22 protein-coding genes are annotated in these 23,802 nt (G+C 74.0%); 11 read left to right on the top strand and 11 right to left on the bottom strand.

Annotated elements, in window-relative coordinates; all coding sequences use genetic code 11:
• Positions 1-51: 51 nt before the first annotated feature.
• The 5 genes from ACGBYP_RS19080 to ACGBYP_RS19060 all read right to left on the bottom strand — a co-directional run bounded on the left by ACGBYP_RS19080 (position 52) and on the right by ACGBYP_RS19060 (position 4,234).
• Positions 52-786, bottom strand: coding sequence for a LuxR C-terminal-related transcriptional regulator (locus ACGBYP_RS19080; protein ID WP_411586690.1), 735 nt, complete (start codon positions 784-786; stop codon positions 52-54).
• 206 nt (positions 787-992) lie between these two features.
• The gene (locus ACGBYP_RS19075; protein WP_411586688.1) at positions 993-1,880 is read right to left on the bottom strand and encodes an amino acid ABC transporter permease; all 888 of its coding nucleotides are present in this window, start codon (positions 1,878-1,880) and stop codon (positions 993-995) included.
• Positions 1,877-2,524 (bottom strand): amino acid ABC transporter permease, encoded by a 648-nt coding sequence (locus ACGBYP_RS19070; RefSeq protein ID WP_411586687.1) that lies wholly within the window; start codon positions 2,522-2,524, stop codon positions 1,877-1,879. The genes ACGBYP_RS19075 and ACGBYP_RS19070 overlap by 4 nt, the downstream gene beginning before the upstream one ends.
• Positions 2,525-2,594: 70 nt before the next feature.
• On the bottom strand, positions 2,595-3,485 hold the full coding sequence (locus ACGBYP_RS19065) for a glutamate ABC transporter substrate-binding protein (protein ID WP_411586685.1): 891 nt from the start codon (positions 3,483-3,485) through the stop codon (positions 2,595-2,597).
• A 29-nt stretch (positions 3,486-3,514) separates the two neighbouring features.
• Complete coding sequence (locus tag ACGBYP_RS19060) at positions 3,515-4,234, bottom strand: amino acid ABC transporter ATP-binding protein (RefSeq protein WP_411586760.1); 720 nt, start codon at positions 4,232-4,234, stop codon at positions 3,515-3,517.
• Between the two features lie 222 nt (positions 4,235-4,456).
• Here ACGBYP_RS19060 and miaB point away from each other — a divergent pair, with 222 nt between their 5' ends.
• Positions 4,457-5,917 carry a tRNA (N6-isopentenyl adenosine(37)-C2)-methylthiotransferase MiaB gene (gene miaB, locus ACGBYP_RS19055; RefSeq protein WP_411586683.1) on the top strand — a complete coding sequence of 487 codons (1,461 nt, stop codon included), beginning with the start codon at positions 4,457-4,459 and terminating at the stop codon, positions 5,915-5,917.
• A gap of 36 nt (positions 5,918-5,953) precedes the next feature.
• Here the strand turns inward: miaB and ACGBYP_RS19050 are convergent, their stop codons facing one another.
• Positions 5,954-7,096 (bottom strand): glutathione-independent formaldehyde dehydrogenase, encoded by a 1,143-nt coding sequence (locus ACGBYP_RS19050; protein ID WP_411586681.1) that lies wholly within the window; start codon positions 7,094-7,096, stop codon positions 5,954-5,956.
• 272 nt (positions 7,097-7,368) lie between these two features.
• Complete coding sequence (locus ACGBYP_RS19045) at positions 7,369-8,991, bottom strand: DUF349 domain-containing protein (protein ID WP_411586680.1); 1,623 nt, start codon at positions 8,989-8,991, stop codon at positions 7,369-7,371.
• Positions 8,992-9,032: 41 nt separating this feature from the next.
• Here ACGBYP_RS19045 and ACGBYP_RS19040 point away from each other — a divergent pair, with 41 nt between their 5' ends.
• The 3 genes from ACGBYP_RS19040 to dapF are packed head-to-tail and all read left to right on the top strand — an operon-like array spanning position 9,033 to position 11,535.
• Entirely contained in the window at positions 9,033-9,722 is a 690-nt protein-coding gene (locus ACGBYP_RS19040) for a hypothetical protein (protein ID WP_411586679.1), read from the top strand.
• Positions 9,719-10,642, top strand: coding sequence for a tRNA (adenosine(37)-N6)-dimethylallyltransferase MiaA (gene miaA, locus ACGBYP_RS19035; RefSeq protein ID WP_411586678.1), 924 nt, complete (start codon positions 9,719-9,721; stop codon positions 10,640-10,642). Before ACGBYP_RS19040 ends, miaA begins: the two co-directional genes overlap by 4 nt.
• Positions 10,639-11,535 carry a diaminopimelate epimerase gene (gene dapF, locus ACGBYP_RS19030; RefSeq protein ID WP_411586676.1) on the top strand — a complete coding sequence of 299 codons (897 nt, stop codon included), beginning with the start codon at positions 10,639-10,641 and terminating at the stop codon, positions 11,533-11,535. The genes miaA and dapF overlap by 4 nt, the downstream gene beginning before the upstream one ends.
• Positions 11,536-11,598: 63 nt before the next feature.
• On the opposite strand, the gene ACGBYP_RS19025 is transcribed toward dapF, so the two are convergent.
• Both ACGBYP_RS19025 and ACGBYP_RS19020 read right to left on the bottom strand, forming a co-directional pair.
• The gene (locus ACGBYP_RS19025; RefSeq protein WP_411586674.1) at positions 11,599-11,787 is read right to left on the bottom strand and encodes a hypothetical protein; all 189 of its coding nucleotides are present in this window, start codon (positions 11,785-11,787) and stop codon (positions 11,599-11,601) included.
• Positions 11,788-11,823: 36 nt separating this feature from the next.
• Positions 11,824-13,098 (bottom strand): MFS transporter, encoded by a 1,275-nt coding sequence (locus tag ACGBYP_RS19020; protein ID WP_411586672.1) that lies wholly within the window; start codon positions 13,096-13,098, stop codon positions 11,824-11,826.
• Positions 13,099-13,166: 68 nt separating this feature from the next.
• Here ACGBYP_RS19020 and ACGBYP_RS19015 point away from each other — a divergent pair, with 68 nt between their 5' ends.
• The 4 genes from ACGBYP_RS19015 (at position 13,167) to ACGBYP_RS19000 (ending at position 17,120) form a co-directional block, all read left to right on the top strand.
• Positions 13,167-13,682 (top strand): ArsR/SmtB family transcription factor, encoded by a 516-nt coding sequence (locus ACGBYP_RS19015; protein WP_411586669.1) that lies wholly within the window; start codon positions 13,167-13,169, stop codon positions 13,680-13,682.
• 69 nt (positions 13,683-13,751) lie between these two features.
• Positions 13,752-15,242 carry a GTPase HflX gene (hflX, locus tag ACGBYP_RS19010; RefSeq protein ID WP_411586666.1) on the top strand — a complete coding sequence of 497 codons (1,491 nt, stop codon included), beginning with the start codon at positions 13,752-13,754 and terminating at the stop codon, positions 15,240-15,242.
• 110 nt (positions 15,243-15,352) lie between these two features.
• Positions 15,353-16,081 (top strand): phosphatase PAP2 family protein, encoded by a 729-nt coding sequence (locus ACGBYP_RS19005; RefSeq protein ID WP_411586664.1) that lies wholly within the window; start codon positions 15,353-15,355, stop codon positions 16,079-16,081.
• Complete coding sequence (locus ACGBYP_RS19000; protein WP_411586661.1) at positions 16,053-17,120, top strand: hypothetical protein; 1,068 nt, start codon at positions 16,053-16,055, stop codon at positions 17,118-17,120. Before ACGBYP_RS19005 ends, ACGBYP_RS19000 begins: the two co-directional genes overlap by 29 nt.
• An 81-nt stretch (positions 17,121-17,201) precedes the next feature.
• Here the strand turns inward: ACGBYP_RS19000 and lexA are convergent, their stop codons facing one another.
• Entirely contained in the window at positions 17,202-18,008 is an 807-nt protein-coding gene (lexA, locus tag ACGBYP_RS18995; RefSeq protein ID WP_411586659.1) for a transcriptional repressor LexA, read from the bottom strand.
• 298 nt (positions 18,009-18,306) lie between these two features.
• Between lexA and ACGBYP_RS18990 the strand changes: the two genes are divergently transcribed.
• The 3 genes from ACGBYP_RS18990 to ACGBYP_RS18980 all read left to right on the top strand — a co-directional run bounded on the left by ACGBYP_RS18990 (position 18,307) and on the right by ACGBYP_RS18980 (position 22,753).
• Entirely contained in the window at positions 18,307-18,903 is a 597-nt protein-coding gene (locus ACGBYP_RS18990; RefSeq protein ID WP_411586657.1) for a LysM peptidoglycan-binding domain-containing protein, read from the top strand.
• 288 nt (positions 18,904-19,191) lie between these two features.
• The gene (gene nrdR / locus ACGBYP_RS18985) at positions 19,192-19,692 is read left to right on the top strand and encodes a transcriptional regulator NrdR (protein WP_411586655.1); all 501 of its coding nucleotides are present in this window, start codon (positions 19,192-19,194) and stop codon (positions 19,690-19,692) included.
• 157 nt (positions 19,693-19,849) lie between these two features.
• Positions 19,850-22,753: a vitamin B12-dependent ribonucleotide reductase gene (locus ACGBYP_RS18980; protein WP_411586653.1), complete on the top strand. Its 2,904-nt coding sequence runs from the start codon at positions 19,850-19,852 to the stop codon at positions 22,751-22,753.
• A 187-nt stretch (positions 22,754-22,940) separates the two neighbouring features.
• Here ACGBYP_RS18980 and ACGBYP_RS18975 read toward each other — a convergent pair whose 3' ends face one another.
• A complete protein-coding gene (locus tag ACGBYP_RS18975) occupies positions 22,941-23,780 on the bottom strand; it encodes a metallophosphoesterase (RefSeq protein WP_411586652.1) in 840 nt (279 codons plus the stop codon).
• Positions 23,781-23,802 lie beyond the last annotated feature (22 nt).

The following is a 23,802-nucleotide window of genomic DNA, read 5'->3' as shown; positions in this document are numbered from 1 at the left end:
CGCCGAGTGAAGCGTGTCCCAGGTCACAGGTCCATGGGGTGGATCACCCAGTCACCGGTCCGGCAGCCAGCCCCGCTCCAGGGCGGTCATCACCGCGGCGGTGCGGCTGTGGGCGTCCGTCTTCTGCAGCACCGCCGCCACGTGCTTCTCGACCGTCTTCGGTGACAGCACCAGGGCGGCGGCCACCTCCCGGTTGCTCATCCCGCGGGCGAGCAGGGCGAGCGTCTCCCGCTCCCGCCGGGTCAGCGGCGACCCCGCGCCGGGCGGCGCGGTGCGGCCGTCGCCGTCCGGGTGGGCCAGCAGGTGCGTCAGCGAGGGGTCGTCGACCCCGGCGCGCACGAGGGCGGGGACCGCGGACTGGGTCAGCAGCTCGAGCTCGTCGACCTCGGCGACGGTGAACCGGCGCGGGCGGCAGGCGAAGACGACGTTCGCGCCCACCACGTCACCGCGCCACCACAGGGGCACGGCCACGACGGCGCCGGCGTGCGCGGCGCCGCCGGCGGCGAGGTGGCCGGCGCGCACCTGCCCGTAGCTGGGCAGGACGACCGGACGGCGTCGCGCGACCACCTGCCCGGTGACGCCCTCGTCGAGGGAGAAGCTGCTGCCGAGCCGGCAGGACGTGCCGCGCTCGGCCCGTTTCGCGTACCGGGCCCGGGAGCGGTCGACCAGCGAGACGCTGCCCGCCGCCGCCTGGACCAGGTCGGCGCTGGTGGCGATCAGCCGGTGCAGCAGCGCCGTGACCGGGGCGCACTCCAGAGACGTCGTCGCGCGCGGGCCCACTGCCATGCGACTCCTCGTCGAGTCCGCGGCCGACCGTGGCTCCGAGCGGGTCCACCCGTCCGCCGCGCGCGGACCGGGGCGGTCGTGCGCGGCGCCGCCGCCCGACAGTACGAGCGCGGGCCGTGCAGCGCAGCACCTCCGCGCGCGGCACCTGCGGACGCGGCAGCCCCCGCCGTCCGGGGGACGACGGGGGCTGCCGGGTGCTGGTGGCGTCAGATCGCGGGGCCGCCGGTGGCGCCGTCCTCGAGCACGGCGGGTGCCGCGGCCGCGGCCGTCCTGGCGTTGCGCCGGGTGCGCCGCTCGACGTACTTCGCCAGCTGCGACAGCAGCACGTTGATGACGATGTAGATCAGCGCGGCGGCGACGTAGAGCTGGAACGTGTAGTCGTTGCCGAAGCGCGGGGTGAAGTACTCGACCAGGCTGCGGGCCTGCCGCAGCAGCTCGAAGTACCCGATGATGAAGCCCAGCGAGCTGTCCTTGAGCAGCACCACCAGCTGCGCGATGAGGATCGGCAGCATCCGGCGCACCGCCTGCGGCAGCAGGACCAGCGTCATCACCTGCGACTTGCGCATCCCGACGGCCAGGGCCGCGTCGCGCTGCCCGCGGTCGACCGACAGGATCCCCGCCCGGACGATCTCGGCGATGACCGCCATGTTGTAGAGCACCAGCCCGGCGGTGAGCGCCACGTAGGTGCTCAGCCGGATGCCGAAGCCCGGCAGGACGAAGTACAGCGCGAAGATCACCACGAGCAGCGGGATCGCCCGGAAGAACTCGATGACCGCCGAGACCGGCAGCCGCACCCAACGGTGGTCCGACAGCCGGGCCACGGCCAGCAGCAGCCCGAGCGCGGTGGCCACCACCGCCGCGACGGCGGCCGCCTGCAGCGTGCGCAGCAGCGCCTCGAACAACCGCTGCGGGACGTTGGTGCTGGGGTCGAACAGGATCGCCCAGCGCTGGCCCTCGAGCTGGCCGTTGCCGCCCAGCCGCACGAGCACGAAGGCGACGATCGCCAGCACGAGCACCGCGCCGACGACGGTGCCGATCCGGATGCGGGCCCGGGCCCGCGGGCCGGGGACGTCGAAGAGGACGGGCGTGGTCATCGGAGGATCGCCACCCGGCGCTCGATGCGGTGGATCCCGTAGGCCGACGGCACGGTGATCAGCATGTAGCCGACCACGACCGCCAGCAGGATCAGCAGGATGTCCCCGGCGTTGGCGTTGGCCAGCCGGGGGAGGGTCGCGGCCAGCTCCGTGGTGGCGAAGCCGGCGGCGATGGAGGTGTTCTTGACCATGGCGATCCAGACGTTGCCGAGCGGGGGCACCACGGTCCGGAAGGCCTGGGGGAGCACGATCTCGCGCAGCGACTGGCCGAACGTCAGGCCGATCGCGCGGGCGGCCTCCGCCTGGCCGGGTCCGACGGCGTTGATGCCCGAGCGCAGGGCCTCCGCGACGAAGGCCGCGGTGTACATGCCGACCGACAGCACGGCGCCGACGTAGAAGCTGACCACGAAGTCGATCTGCGGCAGCCCGAAGATGATGAAGAAGAAGACGACCGTCAGCGGGGTGTTGCGGAAGGTCTCGACGTAGAAGGTCGCCAGCCCGCGCAGCGGCGGGATCGGGCTGACCCGCATGGCCGCGAGCAGCGTGCCCAGGACCAGCGCGAGCAGGCCCGCCAGCAGGGACAGGCTCAGCGTCGTGAGGAAGGCGTCCCGCAGCAGCGGGAAGTTGTCGATGAAGAACTGCACTGCGCCTCCTCTCGAGGCCGTGGCGCGGCACCGCCGGGCGGGTCACCCCACCCGGCGGTGCTGCGGGAGGTCAGTAGCGGTCGACGGTCGGCGGCTCGGGCGCCTCGGTGCCGGAGATGGCACCGGCGGTGGCGTCCCACGCGGCGGCCCAGGAGCCGTCCTCGAACGACTCCTCGAGGGTGTCGTTGATGAAGTCGCGGAACTCGTCGTCGCCCTTGGCGATGCCGATGCCGTAGGGCTCCTCGGTGAAGGGGTTGCCCACGAGCTCGAAGCCGTCGGGGTTGCCCGCGACCAGGCCGGTGAGGATGACGTTGTCGGTGGTGACCGCGTCGACCTGGCCGTTGGTGAGGGCGTCGGCGCACTTGGAGTAGACGTCGAAGAGCGTCAGCTGGGCCTCGGGGTACTTGGTGCGGATGTTCTCCGCGGGCGTCGAGCCCTCGACCGAGCAGACGTTCTTGCCGGCGAGCGCCTCGGGGCCGTCGATGCCCTCGGGGTTGCCCTTGGCGACCATGATGTCCTGGCCGGCCTCGTAGTACGGGCCGGCGAAGTCGATCAGTTCCTTGCGCTTGTCGTTGATCGTGTAGGTCGCGACGACCATGTCGACGCGGTCCTCGGTGATGGCCGACTCGCGGTTGGCCGACACGGTCTCGACCCAGGTGATGCCGGAGGGCTCGATGCCCAGCTTGCCGGCGATCAGCGCGGCGACCGAGGCGTCGAAGCCCTCGGGCACGCCCTCGGGGTTGAGCAGACCGAAGCCGGGCTGGTCGAACTTGGTGCCGATCCGGATCGTCCCGGCCTCGGAGAGCTCGGCCATCGTCGTGCCGGCGGCGAACTCGGCGTCGGTCGCGACGGTGGGGGCGGCGCTGGCGGCCTGCTCGGCCTGGTTGCCGGCCTCGCTGGAGCAGCCGGTCAGCACGACGCCGGCGGCCGCGACGGCGGCTGCGACTCGGGTGATGCGCATGGAGGGTCCTCTCGTGGGGGTGCGGGTGGTCAGTGGTTCAGGATCTTGGAGAGGAAGTCCTTCGCCCGGTCCGAGGACGGCGCGGTGAAGAAGGTCTCCGGGACGGCGGACTCGACGATCCGGCCGGCGTCCATGAACACGACCCGGTTGGCCGCGCGGCGGGCGAAGCCCATCTCGTGGGTGACCACGACCATCGTCATGCCGTCCCGGGCCAGCGACGTCATCACGTCGAGGACCTCGTTGATCATCTCCGGGTCCAGCGCGGAGGTGGGCTCGTCGAAGAGCATCACCTTCGGGTCCATGGCCAGCGCGCGGGCGATCGCCACGCGCTGCTGCTGACCACCCGACAGCTGGGCGGGCACCTTGTCGGCCTGGTGCCCGACGCCGACCCGGTCCAGCAGCTCGCGGGCGCGCTTCTCGGCGTCGGCCTTCGACTGCTTGCGGACCTTGATCGGCCCGAGCGTCACGTTCTCCAGGATCGTCTTGTGCGCGAAGAGGTTGAAGCTCTGGAACACCATGCCGACGTCGGCGCGCAGCCGGGCGAGCTCCTTGCCCTCCTCGGGCAGGCGCTTGCCGTCGATGGTGATCTCACCGCTCTCGATCGACTCGAGGCGGTTGATCGTGCGGCACAGCGTCGACTTGCCCGACCCCGAGGGGCCGATGACGACGACCACCTCGCCACGGTCGATCGACAGGTCGATGTCCTGCAGGACGTGGAGTTCGCCGTACCACTTGTTGACGCCGGACAGGCGGACGAGAGGCTCTCCGGTCTGACGTTCGGTCACAGCGGGTGACCCTAAGCGGCTGGCAGGGGCCGGGACGATGCCAGGCCATCACGAAGCTGTAACGAACCTGCCGGTTCCCGGACAGTTCCCGGCCAGCCGAGTTCTCCGTCACGTTCCGTGCCCGGCTGCGGGCCCGGACGGGCCGCGCCCGCCGGTGCCCGCGCCGCACCTCCGTACGATGCGGTGGTGGACGGCAAGACCTACCTCGTGCGCACGTACGGCTGCCAGATGAACGTGCACGACTCCGAGCGCCTCTCCGGCCTGCTCGAGTCGGCCGGTTACACGGCGGCCCCCGAGGGCACCGACGCCGACGTCGTCGTGCTCAACACCTGCGCCGTCCGGGAGAACGCCGACAACCGGCTCTACGGCAACCTCGGCCACCTGCGCCCGGTCAAGGACGCCCACCCCGGCATGCAGATCGCCGTCGGCGGCTGCCTGGCGCAGAAGGACCGCGGGGAGATCGTCCGCCGCGCGCCCTGGGTCGACGTCGTGTTCGGCACGCACAACGTGGGGTCGCTGCCGGCGCTGCTGGAGCGCGCCCGGCACAACGAGGAGGCGCAGGTCGAGATCAAGGAGGCCCTGGAGGTCTTCCCCTCGACGCTGCCGGCCAAGCGGGACTCCGCGCACTCGGGCTGGGTGTCGATCAGCGTGGGGTGCAACAACACCTGCACGTTCTGCATCGTCCCGGCGCTGCGCGGCAAGGAGAAGGACCGCCGTCCCGGCGAGATCCTGGCCGAGGTGCAGGCGCTGGTCGACCAGGGCGTGCTCGAGGTGACCCTGCTGGGCCAGAACGTCAACGCCTACGGCGTCGAGTTCCGCGCGCGGGGCGCCTTCGCCGACCTGCTGCGGGCCACCGGCCGGATCGAGGGCCTGGAGCGGATCCGCTTCACCAGCCCGCACCCGCGCGAGTTCACCGACGACGTCATCGAGGCGATGGCCGAGACGCCGTCGGTGTGCCACCAGCTGCACATGCCGCTGCAGTCCGGCTCGGACGACGTGCTGCGCCGGATGCGCCGCGGCTACCGCCGCGACCGCTACCTGGGGATCATCGACCGGGTGCGGGCGGCGATGCCCGACGCGGCGATCACCACCGACATCATCGTGGGCTTCCCCGGCGAGACCGACGCCGACTTCGAGGACACCCTCGACGTCGTCCGGCAGGCCCGCTTCTCCAGCGCCTTCACCTTCCAGTACTCCAAGCGCCCCGGCACGCCGGCGGCAGAGATGGAGGGGCAGCTGCCCAAGGAGGTCGTGCAGGAGCGCTACCTGCGGCTGACCGCGCTGCAGGACGAGATCAGCTGGGCGGAGAACCAGGCGCTGGTCGGCCGGCGGGTCGAGCTGCTGGTCGCCGCGGGCGAGGGCAGCAAGGACGCCGCCCGCGGCCGGCTCTCCGGCCGGGCCCGGGACGGCCGGCTCGTGCACTTCACCACCGCAGACGGCGTCCGGCCCGGTGACGTGGTCGAGACGGTCGTGACCGCGGCCAAGCCGCACTTCCTCGTGGCCGACGGGGCACTGCTGTCCCACCGCCGCACCCGGGCCGGCGACGCCACCGAGGCCGGCACCCGTCCGACCACGCCGGGTGTCTCGCTCGGCATGCCCTCGATCGGCGTCCCGGCCCCGCTGCCCGCCGCGGTCGCCTGCAGCTGAGGGCCCGTCACCCCGAGGAGGTGACGGGCCCGTCGCTCACCGGCCGGGGTGCAGCAGGACCTTGGTCCAGCCGTCCTCCCGCTTGTCGAAGCTGTCGTAGCCCTCGACGGCCTGGTCCAGGCCCAGCTCGTGGGAGACGATCCAGCCCGGGGTGGCCCGGCCGGTGACGATCAGGTCGCGCAGCTGCCGGTTGTACCGCTTGACCGGTGCCTGGCCGGTGCCCATCGACTGGCCCTTGGTGAAGAACTGGCCGTACTGGAAGGGGATGCGCCCCTCCTTGGCCAGGTCGCTGGAGGCGCCCGGGTCCGAGGGCATGTAGACGCCGACGACGCCAATCCCGCCGCGCGCCTTCACGACCTGCACCAGGTTGTCCAGCACCAGCTCGGGGTGCTCCTCGCCGGTCGCGTCGTGGGCCTGGTAGCCCACGGCCTCCACGCCGCGGTCGACGCCGACGCCGGAGGTGGCGTCCATGATCTGCTCGACCGGGTCGCCGGCGCTGAAGTCGATCGGCGTGGCACCGACCTGCGCGGCCAGCGCGAGCCGGTCGGCGGCCTTGTCGACGACGAACACCTGCGAGGCGCCGCGCAGCATCGCGCTGTGGGCGGCCATCAGGCCGACGGGCCCGGCGCCGAAGACGGCGACGCGGTCACCGGGGACCTGGCCGGAGAGCTCCACGCCGTGCCAGCCCGTGGGGAAGACGTCCGACAGCATCGTGAAGTCGTTCTCGTGCTCGGTGCCCTCGGGGAGCTCCAGCAGGTTGAAGTCCGCCCACGGCACACGCAGGAACTGGGCCTGGCCACCGTCGTAGGGGCCCATGTTGGCGTAGCCGTAGGCCGCGCCGTCCATGCCCTCGGTGGGGTTGGCGCGCAGGCAGAACGACGACCAGCCCTCGAGGCAGTTGCGGCAGGTGCCGCAGCCGATGTTGAACGGCACCGACACGCGGTCGCCGACCTTGATCCGGCCGACGCCGGAGCCGACCTCCTCGACGACGCCCATGTTCTCGTGGCCGAGGACCTTGCCCTCCTCGACGTTCGTGCGGCCCTCGTACATGTGCAGGTCGGACCCGCAGATGTTGGTGGTGGTGATCCGGACGACGACGTCGGTGGGGGCCTGGATCGTCGGGTCCGGGACCTCCTCGACGGCGACGTCCTTCGGGCCTCGGTAGACGACTGCCTTCATTGGTGGGGCTCCTCGTGCTCGTCGGATGGGGACCGAACCGCGGCGGGGCGCGGGGTGGAGCCGGGCGGGACGCCCGGTGGCGCACCCGGCGGAACCGGTCCACCAGCTGCTACCCGACTGGTTGCACCCCACACCGACGTGGGCGATCGGATGCGCCCACCCGCATGTCCCGCCACGCGGTGTGGCCCGGCCATGACCGCCCGCTCACGCAGCAGGGCCCGTCACCGGGGACGGTGACGGGCCCTGCGGTGCTCCTGGCGGAGCAGGTGGTCCTAGCGCCGGGACGAGGCCTTCTCCGCCTCGGCGAGCCACTCGCGGCGGGTGGCCAGGTTGGCCTCGGCCTCGCTGATCCGCTTGGCGTTGCCGGAGGCCTGGGCCTTGGCGAGCTGGTCCTCGGCCTTGGTGACCGCGGCCCGCATCGACGTCAGCAGCGGGTTCTCCGGCTCGACCCGCGGCCGGCTGGACTCGGCGGCGCCGCGGACCTTCTCCTCGACCGCGCGCATCCGGTCCTCCAGCTGGCGCATGACGCCGCGGGGCACGTGGCCGATCGCGTCGTAGCGCTCCTGGATCTTGCGCAGCGCGTCCTGCGCGGGCCGGGGGTTCTTGCCCACCTCGATCTTCTCGGCCTCGGCGAGCAGCTCCTCCTTGGCCTTCTGGTTGGCCGTCTCGTCGCTGCTGCGCGCCTGGTCGTTGGCGGTGCGGGCGGCGAAGAAGACGTCCTGCGCCCCGCGGAACTTCTTCCACAGGTCGTCGTCGGTGTCCCGGCCGACCCGCGGCACGGCCTTCCAGCGGTCCATCAGCGCGCGCATCGCGGCGCTGGTGGGGCCCCACTCCGTGGACGTCGACAGCCGCTCGGCCTCGGCGATGAGCTCGCTCTTGGCCGCGCGCGCCTCGGCGCGCTGGGTGTCCAGCTGGGCGAAGTGCGCCCCGCGGCGGCGGCCGAAGGCGTCCCGCGCGGCGGCGAAGCGCTGCCAGAGCGCCTCGTCGGTCTTGCGGTCGATGCCCTTGATCGTCTTCCACTCCTCGACGATCGCCTTGAGGCGGTCGCCGGCGGCCTTCCACTGCGAGGAGTTCTCCGCGATGTCCTCGGCCTCGGCGGCCAGGGCCTCCTTGCGCTGCACCTGGACGGCGCGCTGGGCGGCCTTCTCGGCGCGGTTCGCCGCGACCGCGGTGTCGGCCATGCTGACCATGGCGCGGGCGCGGGCCGAGAGGCTGTCGAGGTCGCCGACGGCCTGGGCCAGCGGGATGGTGTCGGCCAGCTCCTGGGCCTTGGTGCGGATCTCGCCGGGGTTGCCGGTGTGCGCGGCGAGCCGCGCCTCGAGCAGGGTGACCTCGGTGGCCAGGTCGTCGAAGCGGCGGCCGTAGTGGGCCAGGCCCTCGGCGGGGGCGCCGGCCTGCCACGAGCCCACGGAGCGCTCGCCGCCGGCGGTCTTGACGTAGACGGTGCCGTCCTCGTCGACCCGGCCCCAGGCGGAGGGGTCGGAGGCGGGCATGGCCGGGACGACGCTCGGGACGTCGCTGGGGGCGCGGCCGCCACCGGCGGGGGCGGGGGCCGGGCTGGTGGGGGCGTCCTGGGGCTCGGCGGCGTCAGGGGTGGCGCCCAGCGGGCCCTCGTCGACCGGGGCGACCTCGGTGACCGCGACGTCCTCGGCCGCCGGGGCCGGGGCGTCGGTGTCCACCGGCGGCACGGCGTCGGCCTCGGAGGTCACCTCCGCGGGCGGGGCCTGCTCGGCGACCGGTCCCGGGTCGTCGGCGTCCGGGACGGCGGCGTCGGGGGTGGCACCCAGCGGCCCCTCGTCGACCGGGGCGACCTCGAGCACTGCCGTCTCGGGCTGCTCCTCGGGTGCGGTGGCGGGCTGCTGCGTCCGGTCTCCGGTGTTCTCCGTGCTCGACACGGTGAGGAGTCTCCCACGACTCGTCCGCGACACTCCCTGGCGTGAGTCCTCCTCCGGTCACGGTCGCCTTCTGCCCGCAGACGCCGCTCCTGCTCCCGGCCGTCTCCGGCGCACCGGACGCCGCGCTGACCGCGCTCCGTGCGGCGACCGGCGCGGCCGTGGCGACCCTGCTGGCCGCCCCGCCGGCCGTGGTGCTGGTCGTCGGTGACGGGCTCGACGGCGTGCGCCTCGGTCCCGGGGACGCCGGTGACCTGCGCGGACTGGGCGTCGACCGGGAGCTGCCCTTCGCCGGGCCGGCCGTCGCCGGCGGTCGGCGGGCGCCGCTGCCGCACCTGCTCGGGGCGTGGCTGCTGGACGCCGCCGGGCACACCGGGCCGCGGGTGGGCGTCGGGCCCGGTGACCTGGGCGCGGCGCTGGCCGGTGCGAGGGGCCCGGTGGGCGTGCTGGCGATGGGCGACGGCTCGGCCCGGCGCACCGAGAAGGCGCCCGGCGCCCTGGACCCGGCCGCCGCCGGCTTCGACGCCGCGGTGGCCGCTGCCCTGGCCGCCGGTGACCCGGCCGCCCTCGCGGCGCTGGACCCGGGGGAGGGGGAGCGGCTGCTGGCCGCCGGCGTGCCGGTGTGGCGGGCGGTCGGGACGGCGCTGGCCGGGCGCACCTGCCTCGCCGAGGTGACGTACGACGCCGCGCCCTACGGTGTCGGCTACCTGGTCGCCACCTGGTCGCCGCGGTGAGCGGGCTGCCTCCGGTGGTCGCGGTCGTCGGCCCGACCGCCACCGGCAAGACCGCGCTCGCCGTCGCGCTGGCCCACCGGCTGGGCGGGGAGGTGGTCAACGCCGACTCGATGCAGCTCTACCGCGGCATGGACATCGGCACCGCCAAGCCCACCGTCGCCGAGCGGGGCGGCGTGCCGCACCACCTGATGGACCTCTGGCACGTGCGGGAGCCGGCGTCGGTGGCCGAGTACCGGCTGCGGGCGCGGGCCGAGGTCGACCGGCTGCGCGCCGCCGGCGTCGTCCCGCTGCTGGTGGGCGGCTCGGGGCTGTACGTCCGTGCGGTCCTCGACGAGCTGGACTTCCCCGGCACCGACGCCGCCGTCCGGTCCCGGCTCGGCGAGGAGCTGGCCGCGCAGGGCGCTCCGGCGATGCACGACCGGCTGGCCGCGCTCGACCCGGCCGCGGCCACGGCGATCATGCCCACCGACGGACGTCGGGTGGTGCGGGCACTGGAGGTCATCGAGCTCACCGGCGCCCCCTTCTCCGCCCGCCTGCCGGAGCCGCGGGCGCACTACCCGGCGGTCACCGTCGGGCTGGACCGCGAGACCGCCGAGCTCGACGAGCGGCTGGCCCGCCGGGTCGACGCCATGTGGGCCGCCGGGTTCGTCGCCGAGGTCGAGCAGCTGGCCGCCGACGGCCTGCGCGAGGGGCCGACCGCGTCGCGGGCGCTGGGTTACGCGCAGGTGCTGCAGCAGTTCGACGGGCTGCTCAGCCCGGCCGAGGCGGTCGAGCGCACCGTGGTCACCACCCGCCGGTTCGTCCGCCGGCAGCGCTCCTGGTTCCGCCGCGACGCGACCACCACCTGGTTCGACGCCGCCCGCCCCGACCTGGTCGACGCGGTCGAGGCGCTGGTCGGCGCCCGTACGATCGAGCGGTGATCGACAGCGACCCGCGGGTGCTCCTGGGCCACGGCACGGAGAACGACTTCGTCGTCCTGCCCGACCCCGACGGGACGACGTGGCCCGAGGCGCGGCTGGACGCCGAGCTGGTCCGCCGGCTCTGCGACCGGCGCGCGGGCCTGGGCGGTGACGGCGTCCTGCGGGTCGTCCGCAGCGCGCACGTGCCCGACGCCCCCGCCGTCCTGGGCGCGGCGCTGGGCGAGTGCGAGTGGTTCATGGACCACCGCAACGCCGACGGCTCGCACGCCGAGATGTGCGGCAACGGCATCCGGCTCTACCTGCACGTGCTGCTCACCGAGGGCCTGCTCGACCGCGCGGCTGCCGAGGCCGGCGTGCTGGTGGGCACCCGGGGCGGCCCGCGCCGGGTCGGCGCCCGCGCGGACGGGAGCTACTGGGTCGACATGGGCCCGGCCGTGCCGCTGGGCCGGGGCGAGGCGCGGATCGGTGGGGCCGTCTTCCCGGGGCTGGGCGTCTCGATGGGCAACCCGCACCTGGCCTGCCTGACCGACGTCGAGGTCGACACCCTCGACCTGACGGTGTTGCCCGGCGTCGACCCGGGGATGTTCCCCGACGGCGTCAACGTCGAGCTGGTCAACGTGCTGGCCGCGGCGGACGCCCCCGGCGGCGCCTCGGCGCACGTCCGGCTGCGGGTCTACGAGCGCGGGGTGGGGGAGACCCGGTCCTGCGGCACCGGCGCCTGCGCCGCGGCGTGGGCGGCGCTCGACGCCGGCGGCCGGACCGCCGGGACGGTCGTGGTCGACGTCCCGGGCGGCCGGCTCACGGTCGGGTTCGACGGGACGACGACGGTGCTCTCCGGCCCCGCCGTCGTCGTCGCCACCGGCGTGCTCACCCGGGAGTGGCTCGCCGGCTGACCTGCTCAGGGCTGCGTCGTCCGGGCTCCGCGGCTCAGGGCTGCGTCGTCCGGGCTCCGCGGCTCAGGGCTGTGCTGCGCCGCCCTCGGCCGCGTCGTTGTCGCCGGGGGCGTCGCCGTCGTCGCCGCGCGGGGTGCCGCGGCCGGTGTCCTGGTCGGCGCCGCCCAGCGGGTTGCGCGGGACCGCGAGGCCGACCGGGTCGCGGCCCGGGTCGTCGAGTTCGCCGTCGGAGTTGGTGGCGGGGCTGGTCATCGTCGTCCTCCTCGGTGCGGGTGCGTCCCCCGCGACCTACCCGGCGCCACCGGAGCCAACCGGCGCGGCGGTGGCGTCGAGCGCGCGGGGCAGGTCGCGCATGCCCGGCAGCGGGCTGAGCAGCACCGGCAGGCAGGCCACGGCGCCACCGGCGGCGGCGACCCACAGCGCGGGCAGGACGCCGAGCCATTCGCCCAGCACGCCCCCGAGCAGCCCGCCGACCGGCATGGTGCCGAAGACGATGAACCGCACCGAGGCGTTCATCCGGCTCAGCAGCCGGGGCGGGCACAACCGCTGCCGGAAGCTGACCTGGGTGACGTTGTAGACCACGGTCGCCCAGCTGAGCACGAACCAGCCGGTGGTCAGCAGCACGACCGGGGCGCCCACCGCGGCCAGCGGCACGAACACGCCGGCCGCGGCGAAGACGACCGCCGAGAGCGGGATCGACCGGCCCTCGCCGACCCGGCGGGCGAACCGGGCCGCGGTGGCCGCGCCGAGCAGCCCGCCGACCGCCCCGAGGGAGAAGACCAGCCCCAGGGTCGCCTCGGACAGGCCCAGCGAGCGGATGACGTACAGCACGAGCAGGGCGGTGGTCATCGACCCGAACAGGTTGGCCGTGCCGGTGCAGGCCACGATCCGGCGCAGCAGCGGGTGCCGGACGACGAAGGACAGGCCCTCGGCGATCTCGGTGCGCAGCGGTCGCCGCGCCGCCCGGTCGGGCACCGCGTCGGGGGTGCGGATCCGGCCGATGAACAGCGCCGAGAGCAGGAACGAGGCCGCGTCCACCGCGATCAGCAGCGGGGCCCCGAGCACCCGCAGCAGCACGCCGGTGGCGCCCGGACCGGCGACCTGCGCCACCGCCCGGCTGGCCTCCAGCTTGCCGTTGCCGTCGACGAGCTGGTCGCCGTCGACCAGCGCGGGCAGGTAGCTCTGGTAGGCGACGTCGAAGAACACCGTGGCGGTACCGGTGACCGCGGCGACGACGAACAGCTGGCCCAGGGTCAGCAGGTCGGCCAGGTACGCCACCGGGAGCGTGGCCAGCACCAGGGCGCGGACCAGGTCGGCGGTGACCAGGACGCGCTTGCGCCGCCAGCGGTCGACCCAGGCGCCGGCGGGCAGCCCGATGAGCAGGAATGCGGCCGTCTCCAGCGCGGTGAGCACGCCCATCTGCAGCGGCGTCGCCTGCAGCAGGGTGACCGCGACGACCGGCAGGGCCAACAGCGTCACCTGGGTCCCGACCTGGCTGACCGTCTCGGCCGCCCACAGGTGCCGGAAGTCGCGGTGGCGCAGCAGGCTGCGGTCGGTGGTCACGGGCGCAGCCTGAGCATGGGATTGGGAAGTGTCAATCACTGCTCGGCGCGTCGCCCTAGGCTGGCCGCGTGAGCGGAGCTGCAGGAGAGGGGCGCCGGCGGGCCACCGACGCCGAGGCCCGGGCGCTCGCCTCCGCCGTCCGGCTGCGGATCCTGCGGCTGTGCCGCGACACCGCGCTCACGAACAAGGAGCTCGCCGCCCGGCTCGACCGCAACCCGGCCACCGTGCTGCACCACGTGCGCACCCTGCTGCAGACCGGGTTCCTGGCCGCCGAGCCCGAGCGCCGCGGGCCCCGCGGCGCTCGGGAGGTGCCCTACCGGGCGACCGGCAAGAGCTGGCAGATGGACGGCGCCGGCGGCCCGGGACCCCGGCGCGACCCCGCGCTGGGCGCCTTCCTCGAGGAGGTGGCCGAGGTGGGGGAGCGGCGGCTGGAGAGCACCCGGCTGGCGCTGCGGCTGACCGCGGCGGAGAAGGCGGAGCTCGAGGACCGGATGCAGGAGCTGCTCGACGAGTTCGTCGCCCGGCCCGCCGACCCGGACGGGCAGAAGTGGTCGCTCTACCTCGGGATGCACCCGGAGCTCTGAGGTGTTGTACCGGGCACGATGCAGACAACTCGCTCGCCCCGCACGCAGGGGCATGCCACGCTGGAGACGATGACGACAGCCCAGAACCGCGCGATCCTCGCTGACGCCGAGGCCCGGGCCGACAAGGCCGCCCGCTCGCGCGAGACCACACCCACCCCCGGCGAGTGGGACCTCCCCGGCGAGACCCCCGGGTCCTACGCCCTCGAGGAGCGCGGCGCGCTGCGCCGTGTCGCCGGCCTGTCCACCGAGCTCGCCGACGTCACCGAGGTCGAGTACCGGCAGCTGCGCCTGGAGCGCGTCGTGCTGGTCGGCGTCTGGACCGAGGGGACGGCGGTCGACGCCCAGCGCTCGCTGGCCGAGCTCGCCGCCCTGGCCGAGACCGCGGGCTCGGAGGTCCTCGAGGCGCTCGTGCAGCGCCGCGACAAGCCCGACGCGGCCACCTACGTCGGCTCGGGCAAGGCCAACGAGATCCGCGACATCGTCGCCGCGACCGGCGCCGACACCGTGATCTGCGACGGTGAGCTGACCCCCGGCCAGCTCAACCAGCTGGAGAAGGTGCTCAAGGTCAAGGTCGTCGACCGCACGGCCCTGATCCTCGACATCTTCGCCCAGCACGCGACCAGCCGGGAGGGCAAGGCCCAGGTCGAGCTCGCCCAGATGCAGTACATGCTCCCGCGCCTGCGCGGGTGGGGTGAGTCGCTGAGCCGCCAGGCCGGTGGTCGTGTCGCCGGCGGTGGCGGCATCGGCACCCGTGGCCCCGGTGAGACGAAGATCGAGACCGACCGGCGGCGCATCCGGTCGCGGGTCAGCAAGCTGCGCAAGGAGATCGCCGGCATGGCGACCGCCCGCACCACGCAGCGCAACTCCCGCGACCGCAACGCGACGCCGAGCGTGGCGATCGCCGGCTACACCAACGCCGGCAAGTCCAGCCTGCTCAACCAGCTCACCGACGCCGGTGTGCTCGTGCAGGACGCGCTGTTCGCCACCCTGGACCCCACGGTCCGGCGGGCGGAGACCCCCGACGGCCGGGAGTACACGCTCACCGACACGGTCGGCTTCGTCCGGCACCTGCCGCACCAGCTCGTCGACGCGTTCCGGTCGACGCTGGAGGAGGTGGCGGCCAGCGACCTGCTGCTGCACATCGTCGACGGGTCCGACCCCGACCCGCTGGGCCAGATCAACGCCGTTCACGTCGTGCTCAACGACATCGACGCGTCCTCGGTCCCCGAGCTGATCGTGGTCAACAAGGTCGACGCGATGAGCGAGGAGGACGTGCTCCTGCTCCGTCAGGCGCTGCCCGGCGCGGTGTGGGTCTCGGCCTGCACCGGCGAGGGCATCGAGGCGCTGCGCGACATCATCGCCGCGCGGCTGCCGCACCCCGCGGTCCACGTCGAGGTGCTGGTGCCCTACGACCGGGGCGACCTGGTCGCCCGGGTGCACCGCGACGGTGAGGTGCTCGAGGAGGTCCACGAGGCCGAGGGCACCCGGCTGGTGGCCCAGGTCGACGCCGGCCTGGCCGCCCTGCTGGAGCAGTACCCCGCGCCGGCCCTCGAGGCCTGAGCGAGGACCCTGCTGCCCGCCCCGGCAGCGGGACGACAGGGCCGTGCCGCACTGCGGCACGGCCCTGTCGCGTCTCCGGGGCCGGCCGTCGGGGCCGGTACGGTGACGCGGTGGCCAGGAGCGGAGCGTCGCGACCGCTGACCCGGCCCGGGGACGCCGCCGCGCCGGTCACCGGCACCGGCCGGCCGCCGTGGTGGCTGCTCGGCGCCGCCGCCGTCGTCCTGGTGGCGGTCACCGTCGACCTGCTCGCCGGGGGCGTCCTGGAGGCGCTGGACCTGCGGGTGTCCACCGTCGTCGACCGCTGGGACCTGCGCGACTCCGCCGCCTACTGGCCGGTCTGGGTGTTCACCCAGGCCGGGGGGCGCGGCACGGTGCTGGTCCTGCTGGCCGCCCTCGTCGCCTGGACCGCGGTCCGCCGGCGCACCTACGTCCCCGCGCTGCGCATCGTCGTGGCGCTGGTGCTGCTCACCGCCGTCGTCTACGCGTTCAAGTGGGGCACCGGGCGGACCGCCCCCGAGTACCCCGGCTCGTTCTTCCACCGGGGCGGCGGCAGCTACCCGTCCGGTCACGTGGCCAACGCGGCCCTGATGTGGGGGGTGGCCCGCTGGCAGGCCGTGGAGTTCGGGCTGCCGCCTTGGGTGCAACGGGCCTGCTGGCTGCTCGCCGTCGTCGGGCCGTTCGTCACCGGCGTCACGATGGTCGCGCTGAACTTCCACTGGGTCACCGACGTGGTGGCCGGGCTGGCCGTCGGCGTGCTGCTCTTGGGCGTGGTTCATGCGATCGACGCGCTGCCGGTGTCACGCTGGGCCCGTGCCAGAGCGGGCCGACAGCAGGGTTGACCGCGCCCGCCGCCGGACCCGGGTGGCCGGGGCGGCGCTGAGCGCACCCCTGGGCGCCCTGGCCGTGCTGCTGCCGGCGACCCCCGCCGCCGCCGACGACACCTACGGCGCGCCCACGACCCGGTGCGAGATCACCGACGAGCGGCTGCCGGAGATCTCCGGGCTGGTCGGGGTCGGGAACGCGATGCTCGCGATGAACGACGGCGGTGACCAGGCCGAGGTCTACGTGCTCGACGGCGCCTGCGCGGTCGGCGAGGTGCGCACCGCCGCGGTCGACCCCTACGACCCCGAGGACCTGGCGCTCGGCGCCGACGGCACCGTGTGGCTGGCCGACATCGGCGACAACGACCAGCAGCGGGAGACGGTCGCGCTGATCGGCCTGCGTCCCGACGGCAGCAGCACGCTCACCCGGCTCACCTACCCCGACGGCCCCCACGACGCCGAGGCGCTGCTGCTGGCCCCGGACGGGACGCCGTACCTGGTGACCAAGGAGGTGCTCGGCGCCAGCTCGGTCTACCGGCCGGCCGAGCCGCTGGCCGACGGGGTGACGCTGCCGATGACCCGCGTGCTCGGGATGGGCTTCACGCTCACCGGCACGCCCGGGGGACCGGTCGGGCGCGCCGGACAGCTGCTGGTCACCGGCGGCGCGGTCTCCGCCGACGGGCAGCGCATCGCGTTGCGCACCTACACCGACGCCTACGTGTGGCCGCTGGCCGACTCCGACGTCGCGGGGGCGCTGAGCGGGCCGCCGGTGCGGGTGGCGCTGCCGGACTCCCCGCAGGGCGAGGCGATCGCCTTCGCCGGCAACGACCGCGACCTGCTGGTGACCAGCGAGGACCTGCCGGCCGTCGTCACGCTGGTGCCGGTGGCCGCCGCCGCGGCCCCCGCCCCGGCCACGGACGCCGCTCCGGACGACGCCGCTGCCGCACCGCTGGACCTGGGGGGCGGCGTCAGCCCGGTCACCGCGGGGCTGATCGCGGCCGCCGTGGCCACGCTGCTGGTCTGGATCGGCGGCCGGCTCCGCCGTCGGCAGGGCTGAGCGAGGACCTCCTCGCCCCCCCCCGCCTCCTCTCAGGGGCCGCTTCGAGCCTGCGAGGAGTGGGGGAGAGGGCGTCCTCGCTCAGACCCGGCGCAGGACGGTGACGACGCGGCCGAGGACGGTGGCGTCGTCGCCCGGGATCGGCTCGTAGGCCGGGTTGTGCGGTATCAGCCAGACGTGCCCGTCGCGGCGCTTGTAGGTCTTGACGGTGGCCTCGCCGTCGATCATCGCGGCGACGATCTCGCCGTTCTCCGCGGTCGGCTGCTGCCGGACGACGACCCAGTCGCCGTCGCAGATGGCGGCCTCGACCATGGAGTCACCGGCGACCTTGAGCATGAAGAGCGTGCCGTCGCCGACCAGCTCGCGGGGCAGCGGGAACACGTCCTCCACGGCCTGCTCGGCCAGCACCGGGCCACCGGCGGCGATCCGGCCGACCAGCGGCACGTACGTGGGGGTGGGGGTGGTCTCGTCGGTGCCGGTCGCGGCGGTCGGCGTCTCGGCCGGGGACTCGGTCATCACGCTGGTCTCGCCCGGCATGCGGACGTCGAGGGCGCGGGGCCGGTTCGGGTCACGCCGCAGCCAGCCCTTGCGCTGCAGCACCGAGAGCTGGTGGGCCACCGAGGACGCCGACGACAGGCCCACGGCCTCGCCGATCTCGCGCACGGAGGGCGGGTAGCCGCGGCGGTCGATGGAGTCGCGGATGACCTCCAGCACGCGGCGCTGGCGCTGGGTCAGGCCGTCGCCGGCCTCCCCGCGCTCGGGGAACTCGCGGACGGCGGCGACCGCTCCGCTCCCCGCGGTGGTGGCGTCGGTGCCAGGGGCGTCGGTCGTCGTGCGGCTGCGCCGCGAGGACCTCGTGCCTCCTGCCGTGGGGCCGTCGGCCGCCATGTGTCCTCCTCGTCCGGCTGCCGGGGCAGCAGTTCCCGGTCGCTGCCCGGCACCGGAGGGCCGGGAGCAGTCCGGTCAGCGATCTCGGGTGCACGGTAGCGGGTCACACCGGTGTAGTTCAAACACCTGTTCGAAGGAGTCGCGCGTCCAGGGGTGGACTTGTCGGAGGGATGCGGTAGACATCGCACAGACGTTCGAATCGAACAGGCGTTCGAGGCGGCCGCTGCCTCGGGGGGACCGCCTGGGCGCACCGGGCGTCCGACGACGTCCCACCGCCAGACCTCCAGGAGTGCCCCCGATGGTCAGCCCACAGCTCGACACCCCCGTCCTCTCCGTGGTGCCCGTCCCCCCGGTCCCCGCCGCGCCCGTGCGACGGCCGGCCAGGCCCGTCGCCCGGGTGGCGCCGTCGTGCTCCGAGCCGCTCGCCGGCCGGGGGCCGCAGCCGGTCGCCCCGGTCACCGGGCGCCGCGACCCGGTGCGCCCCGGCGCCCGGCCGGCCCGGCTCGACGGCCTCGCCGCCGGCCGTCCCGTCCGGGGTGGCTGCGCGGTCGAGGCGCGCCCCGTCGTGCGGGTGCGCCGCCGGGGTGTCGACCGGCCGCCGCCGGCGCCGCTGCGGCTCACCGCCCGTGGCCGGCGGGTCGTCGCCGGGCTGTCGATGGCGATCGGGCTGTCGGTCGCCGCGGCCACCGTCGTCACCGTCGAGCTCGGGCGCGAGACCGGACTGCAGCTGGCCGGCTCGAGCACCGTCGTGGTGCGGTACGGCGACACGCTGTGGTCCATCGCGCGCGACGTCGCCCCCGACGAGGACCCCCGCGCCGTGGTCGACGCCATCGTCGAGCTGAACGGTCTGTACAGCGTCGACCTGATGCCCGGCGCGGAGCTCCAACTGCCCTGAGCCGCGCTCCGGCGACCCTGGGTCACACCGTCTCCCGGCGTGGCGTGGCGAAGTGCCTGGTGCGGGCGGTGCTGCTGCGACGAGGGGCGACGCGCCGGACCCCAGGGGTTGCACCTGTAGTGGTGCGGGGCTAACCTCACCCCAACATCTTGTGTGACAGAGGTGTAGTTCTTCTCCACAGGCGCTTCCCCAGGTCAGCCCCAGGACATCCACCGGATGTCCCCCGGGCGGTCCACAGGAGACGTCACCACGGTCGCCCCGGCGGCCCGCCGATCGAGGAGGTGCCCGGTGCGCTGTCCGTTCTGCCACAGCCCTGACAGCCGGGTCGTCGACTCGCGGGAGACCGACGAGGGCGCCACCACACGCCGCCGTCGGTCGTGCCCGGTCTGCGGCCGCCGGTTCACCACCGTGGAGGAGCCGGTGCTCGCCGTCGTCAAGCGCAGCGGCGTCAGCGAGCCCTTCGACCGCAACAAGGTCATCGCCGGCGTGCGCCGGGCGTGCCAGGGGCGCCCGGTCGACGAGGGGCAGCTCGCCGTCCTCGCCGCCAAGGTCGAGGACGCCGTACGGGCCACCGGTGCCGCCGAGGTCCCCAGCAACGAGGTCGGCCTGGCCATCCTCGGGCCACTGCGCTACCTCGACGAGGTCGCCTACCTCCGCTTCGCCAGCGTCTACCGCTCCTTCTCCTCCGCGGCCGACTTCGAGAAGGAGATCGCCGAGCTCAAGCGGCTCCGGCCCGAGGTCGCCGACAACGGTCCACCCGGCGACGACGCCGGGTCGCCGGCCGGCTGACGCCCCGCCCGCCTGCCGCGCACCGCCTGCCCGCTCCGCAGCTCACCGCCCGCCCACCCGGGCCCGCCCGCACCGCCGGGCACCTCCACCACCGGCTCCCGGCAACCGCCGACTCAGCAGCCATCCAGTTCAGCACGCCTCACCAGGGGAGCACGCTTTGACCGAGACAGCCGACCGCCTCTCTCCCAGCCGGAACCGCCGCACCGCAGGCAAGGCCCCCGTCCGGGGCAAGGGCCTGAAGGTCAAGCGGGTCTTCACCACCGCTGGGGTGCACCCCTACGACGAGGTCGTGTGGGAGCGCCGCGACGTCGTCATGACCAACTGGCGGGACGGCTCGATCAACTTCGAGCAGCGCGGGGTCGAGTTCCCCTCCGAGTGGAGCATCAACGCCACCAACATCGTCACCACGAAGTACTTCCGTGGTGCCGTGGGCAGCCCGCAGCGCGAGACCAGCCTGCGCCAGCTCATCGACCGCGTCGTGCTGACCTACGGCGCCGCCGGTCGCGAGCACGACTACTTCGCGTCCGAGGCCGACGCCGAGGTCTTCGAGCACGAGCTGACCTGGATGCTGCTGCACCAGGTGTTCAGCTTCAACAGCCCCGTGTGGTTCAACGTCGGCACCGCCTCGCCGCAGCAGGTCAGCGCCTGCTTCATCCTGGCCGTCGACGACACGATGGACTCGATCCTGAACTGGTACCGCGAGGAGGGCCTGATCTTCAAGGGCGGCTCCGGTGCCGGCCTGAACCTCTCCCGCATCCGCTCCTCCAAGGAGCTGCTGTCCTCCGGGGGCACGGCCTCCGGCCCCGTCTCCTTCATGCGCGGCGCCGACGCCTCCGCCGGCACCATCAAGTCCGGTGGCGCCACCCGCCGCGCGGCGAAGATGGTCGTGCTGGACATCGACCACCCGGACATCGAGGAGTTCATCGAGACCAAGGCGCGCGAGGAGGACAAGATCCGCGCGCTGCGGGACGCCGGGTACGACATGGACCTCGGCGGCAAGGACATCACCAGCGTCCAGTACCAGAACGCCAACAACTCCGTCCGCGTCAACGACGAGTTCATGCGCGCGGTCGAGAACGGCACCGAGTTCGGCCTGCGGGCCCGCTCCGACGGCTCGGTCATCGAGACCGTCGACGCCCGCGAGCTGTTCGGCAAGGTCACCAAGGCCGCCTGGGAGTGCGCCGACCCGGGCATCCAGTACGACGACACGATCAACGACTGGCACACCAACCCCGAGACGGGGCGGATCAACGCCTCGAACCCGTGCTCGGAGTACATGAGCCTGGACAACAGCTCGTGCAACCTGGCGTCGCTGAACCTCATGAAGTTCCTCAAGGACGACGGCACCTTCGACTCGAAGAACTTCGTGAAGGCCGTCGAGCTGATCATCACCGCGATGGACATCTCGATCTGCTTCGCCGACTTCCCGACCGACCCGATCGGTGAGACCACCCGCGCCTACCGCCAGCTGGGCATCGGCTACGCCAACCTCGGCGCGATGCTGATGGCCACCGGCCACGCCTACGACTCCCGTGGTGGCCAGTCGCTGGCCGCGGCGATCACCTCGCTGATGACCGGCACCGCCTACCGCCGCTCGGCCGAGCTGGCCGGCGTCGTCGGTGCCTACGACGGCTACGCCCGCAACGCCGAGGCCCACGCCCGGGTCATGCGCAAGCACGCCGCGGCCAACGACGCGATCCGCCCGGTCGGTGCCGACGACGCCGACGTGCTGAAGGTCGCCACCGCCCAGTGGCAGGAGGGTCTGGCCATCGGCGCGGAGAACGGCTGGCGCAACGCGCAGGCCTCCGTGCTGGCCCCCACCGGCACCATCGGCTTCATGATGGACTGCGACACGACCGGCATCGAGCCGGACTTCTCGCTGGTCAAGTTCAAGAAGCTGGTCGGCGGCGGCTCGATGCAGATCGTCAACCAGACGGTGCCGCGGGCGCTGAAGAGCCTGGGCTACCAGGACGAGCAGGTCGAGGCGATCGTCGAGTACATCGCCGAGCACGGCCACGTCGTCGACGCCCCGAGCCTGCGCCCGGAGCACTACGAGGTCTTCGACTGCGCGATGGGCGAGCGGTCCATCTCCCCGATGGGCCACGTCCGCATGATGGCCGCAGTGCAGCCGTTCATCTCCGGCGCGATCAGCAAGACGGTCAACATGCCCGAGTCGGCCACGGTCGAAGAGGTCGCCGACATCTACTTCCAGGGCTGGAAGATGGGCATCAAGGCGCTGGCCATCTACCGCGACAACTGCAAGGTCGGCCAGCCGCTGTCCGGCGGCAAGGGCAAGAACGACGGCACCAAGGACGAGGTCGCCGTCGCCGAGACCGCCCCGGCGGCCACCGCCCTGGCCCACCCGGTGCGCAAGCGCCTGCCCAAGAAGCGCACCAGCGTCACCACGTCCTTCAGCGTCGCCGGCGCCGAGGGCTACATGACCGCGGGCATGTACGAGGACGGCAGCCTCGGTGAGGTCTTCCTCAAGCTGGGCAAGCAGGGCTCGACCCTGGCCGGCGTGATGGACGCCTTCTCGATCGGGATCTCCCTGGCCCTGCAGCACGGGGTGCCGCTGGAGACCTACATCCAGAAGTTCACGAACATGCGCTTCGAGCCGGCCGGCATGACCGACGACCCGGACATCCGGATCGCCCAGTCGGTGATGGACTACATCTTCCGTCGCCTGGCGCTGGACCACCTGCCGGTGGAGACCCGGGCGGGCCTGGGGATCTTCTCCGCCGAGGAGCGGGCCGAGCAGGTGTCCGGTTCCTACGGCACCTCCGCCTCGACCGCCACGGTCACCGAGGACGACGTCGACCTGGAGGCCCTGCGTGGCTCCGCGCCGACCGAGACCGCGGCCCCGGCGAAGGCCGAGGCCCCGGTGGTCAAGGAGTCCCCGAAGCAGGCGATCAAGGAGGCCCACTCCTCGGCCGAGCTGCTCGAGCTGGTCACCGGCACCGCCACCGACGCGCCGCTGTGCATGACCTGCGGCACGAAGATGCGCCCCGCCGGCAGCTGCTACGTCTGCGAGGGCTGCGGCTCCACCAGCGGCTGCAGCTGACCTGCGTCGGTGCGGGGCTCCCGCTGAGCCCGCTCCCGGTTCCCTGACCTCGGACCGGGAGCGGACAGCGGGGCCCGCCACCCGCACGGACCGTCCTCCGGCCCGGCCCCCTGTTCCCTCAGGGTGCCGGGCCGGAGGTCTGTCCGGGGTCCGGCCGCTGACCTGCCCCGGCCCGCCGGGCCGGCCGTCAGGCGGTGACGGTCGCGTCGGGGAAGAGCAGCGGCGCCCAGTTCCGGTGTGCGGTCCGGCCGAAACCGGGGTCGATGCCGAGCAGCAGACCGTCGGCGGCGCTGATCGCGACGTGCCGGTCGGTCAGCTGCACCTGGATGCGGTCGCGCAGCTCGGGCGCCCGCAGCAGGGGCTCACCGCGCTGGACGGTGACCACGCTGGAGTGGCCGTGCACCTGGGTGAACGGCATCCGCACGCCCAGCACCTCGTCGGCCACCCAGGAGGCGGCCAGCTCGGCCCCCGCTTCGGCCCACATCGGCCCGGCCGACAGATCGGGTGCGCCGCCGCCGAGCATCGCGCCGGCCCGCCACAGGGTGGCCGGGTCCGCATCCCGCAGCCCGTTCAGTGACCTCGCGGCGGCGTCCGCGGTGCGCGGGCGGCCGAGCCGGCGGTGCAGCCCGGACGTCAGCCCGGCGTGGGTGACCAGCACCTGCTCGCCGTCGCCCAGGGTGACCGCGGCGGCGACCCGCATCCGGCCGGTGGCCCACCAGCGGCGCAGCGTCTCCGGCACCGCGGCCGGGAGCACCTCGGGCCAGTCGAACGCCGGGGTCTCCACGTACTGGCCCTCGTGGTTGCCGGCCAGCTGGTGCCACTGCCCGGGCTGGTCGGCCAGCAGCCGGTCGACCAGCGCCACCACGCCCGCCGAGTCCGGACCGCGGTGCACCAGGTCGCCGACCTGGACGACCTGCAGGTCGTCCGGCAAGTGGCAGGTGTCCGGCTCGGCGCCCAAGCGGACCAGCGCCTGGGTGAGCTGCGGCAGGTGCCCGCCGATGTCCCCGATGACCGCGACCCGTCCCACGATGCCCATCGTGCGCGAGGGC

Source organism: Modestobacter sp. SSW1-42, from assembly GCF_046635825.1.
GTDB lineage: Bacteria > Actinomycetota > Actinomycetes > Mycobacteriales > Geodermatophilaceae > Modestobacter.
The sequence above is the reverse complement of the archived record's forward strand: the minus strand, read 5'-3'. Positions and strand labels throughout refer to the sequence as shown.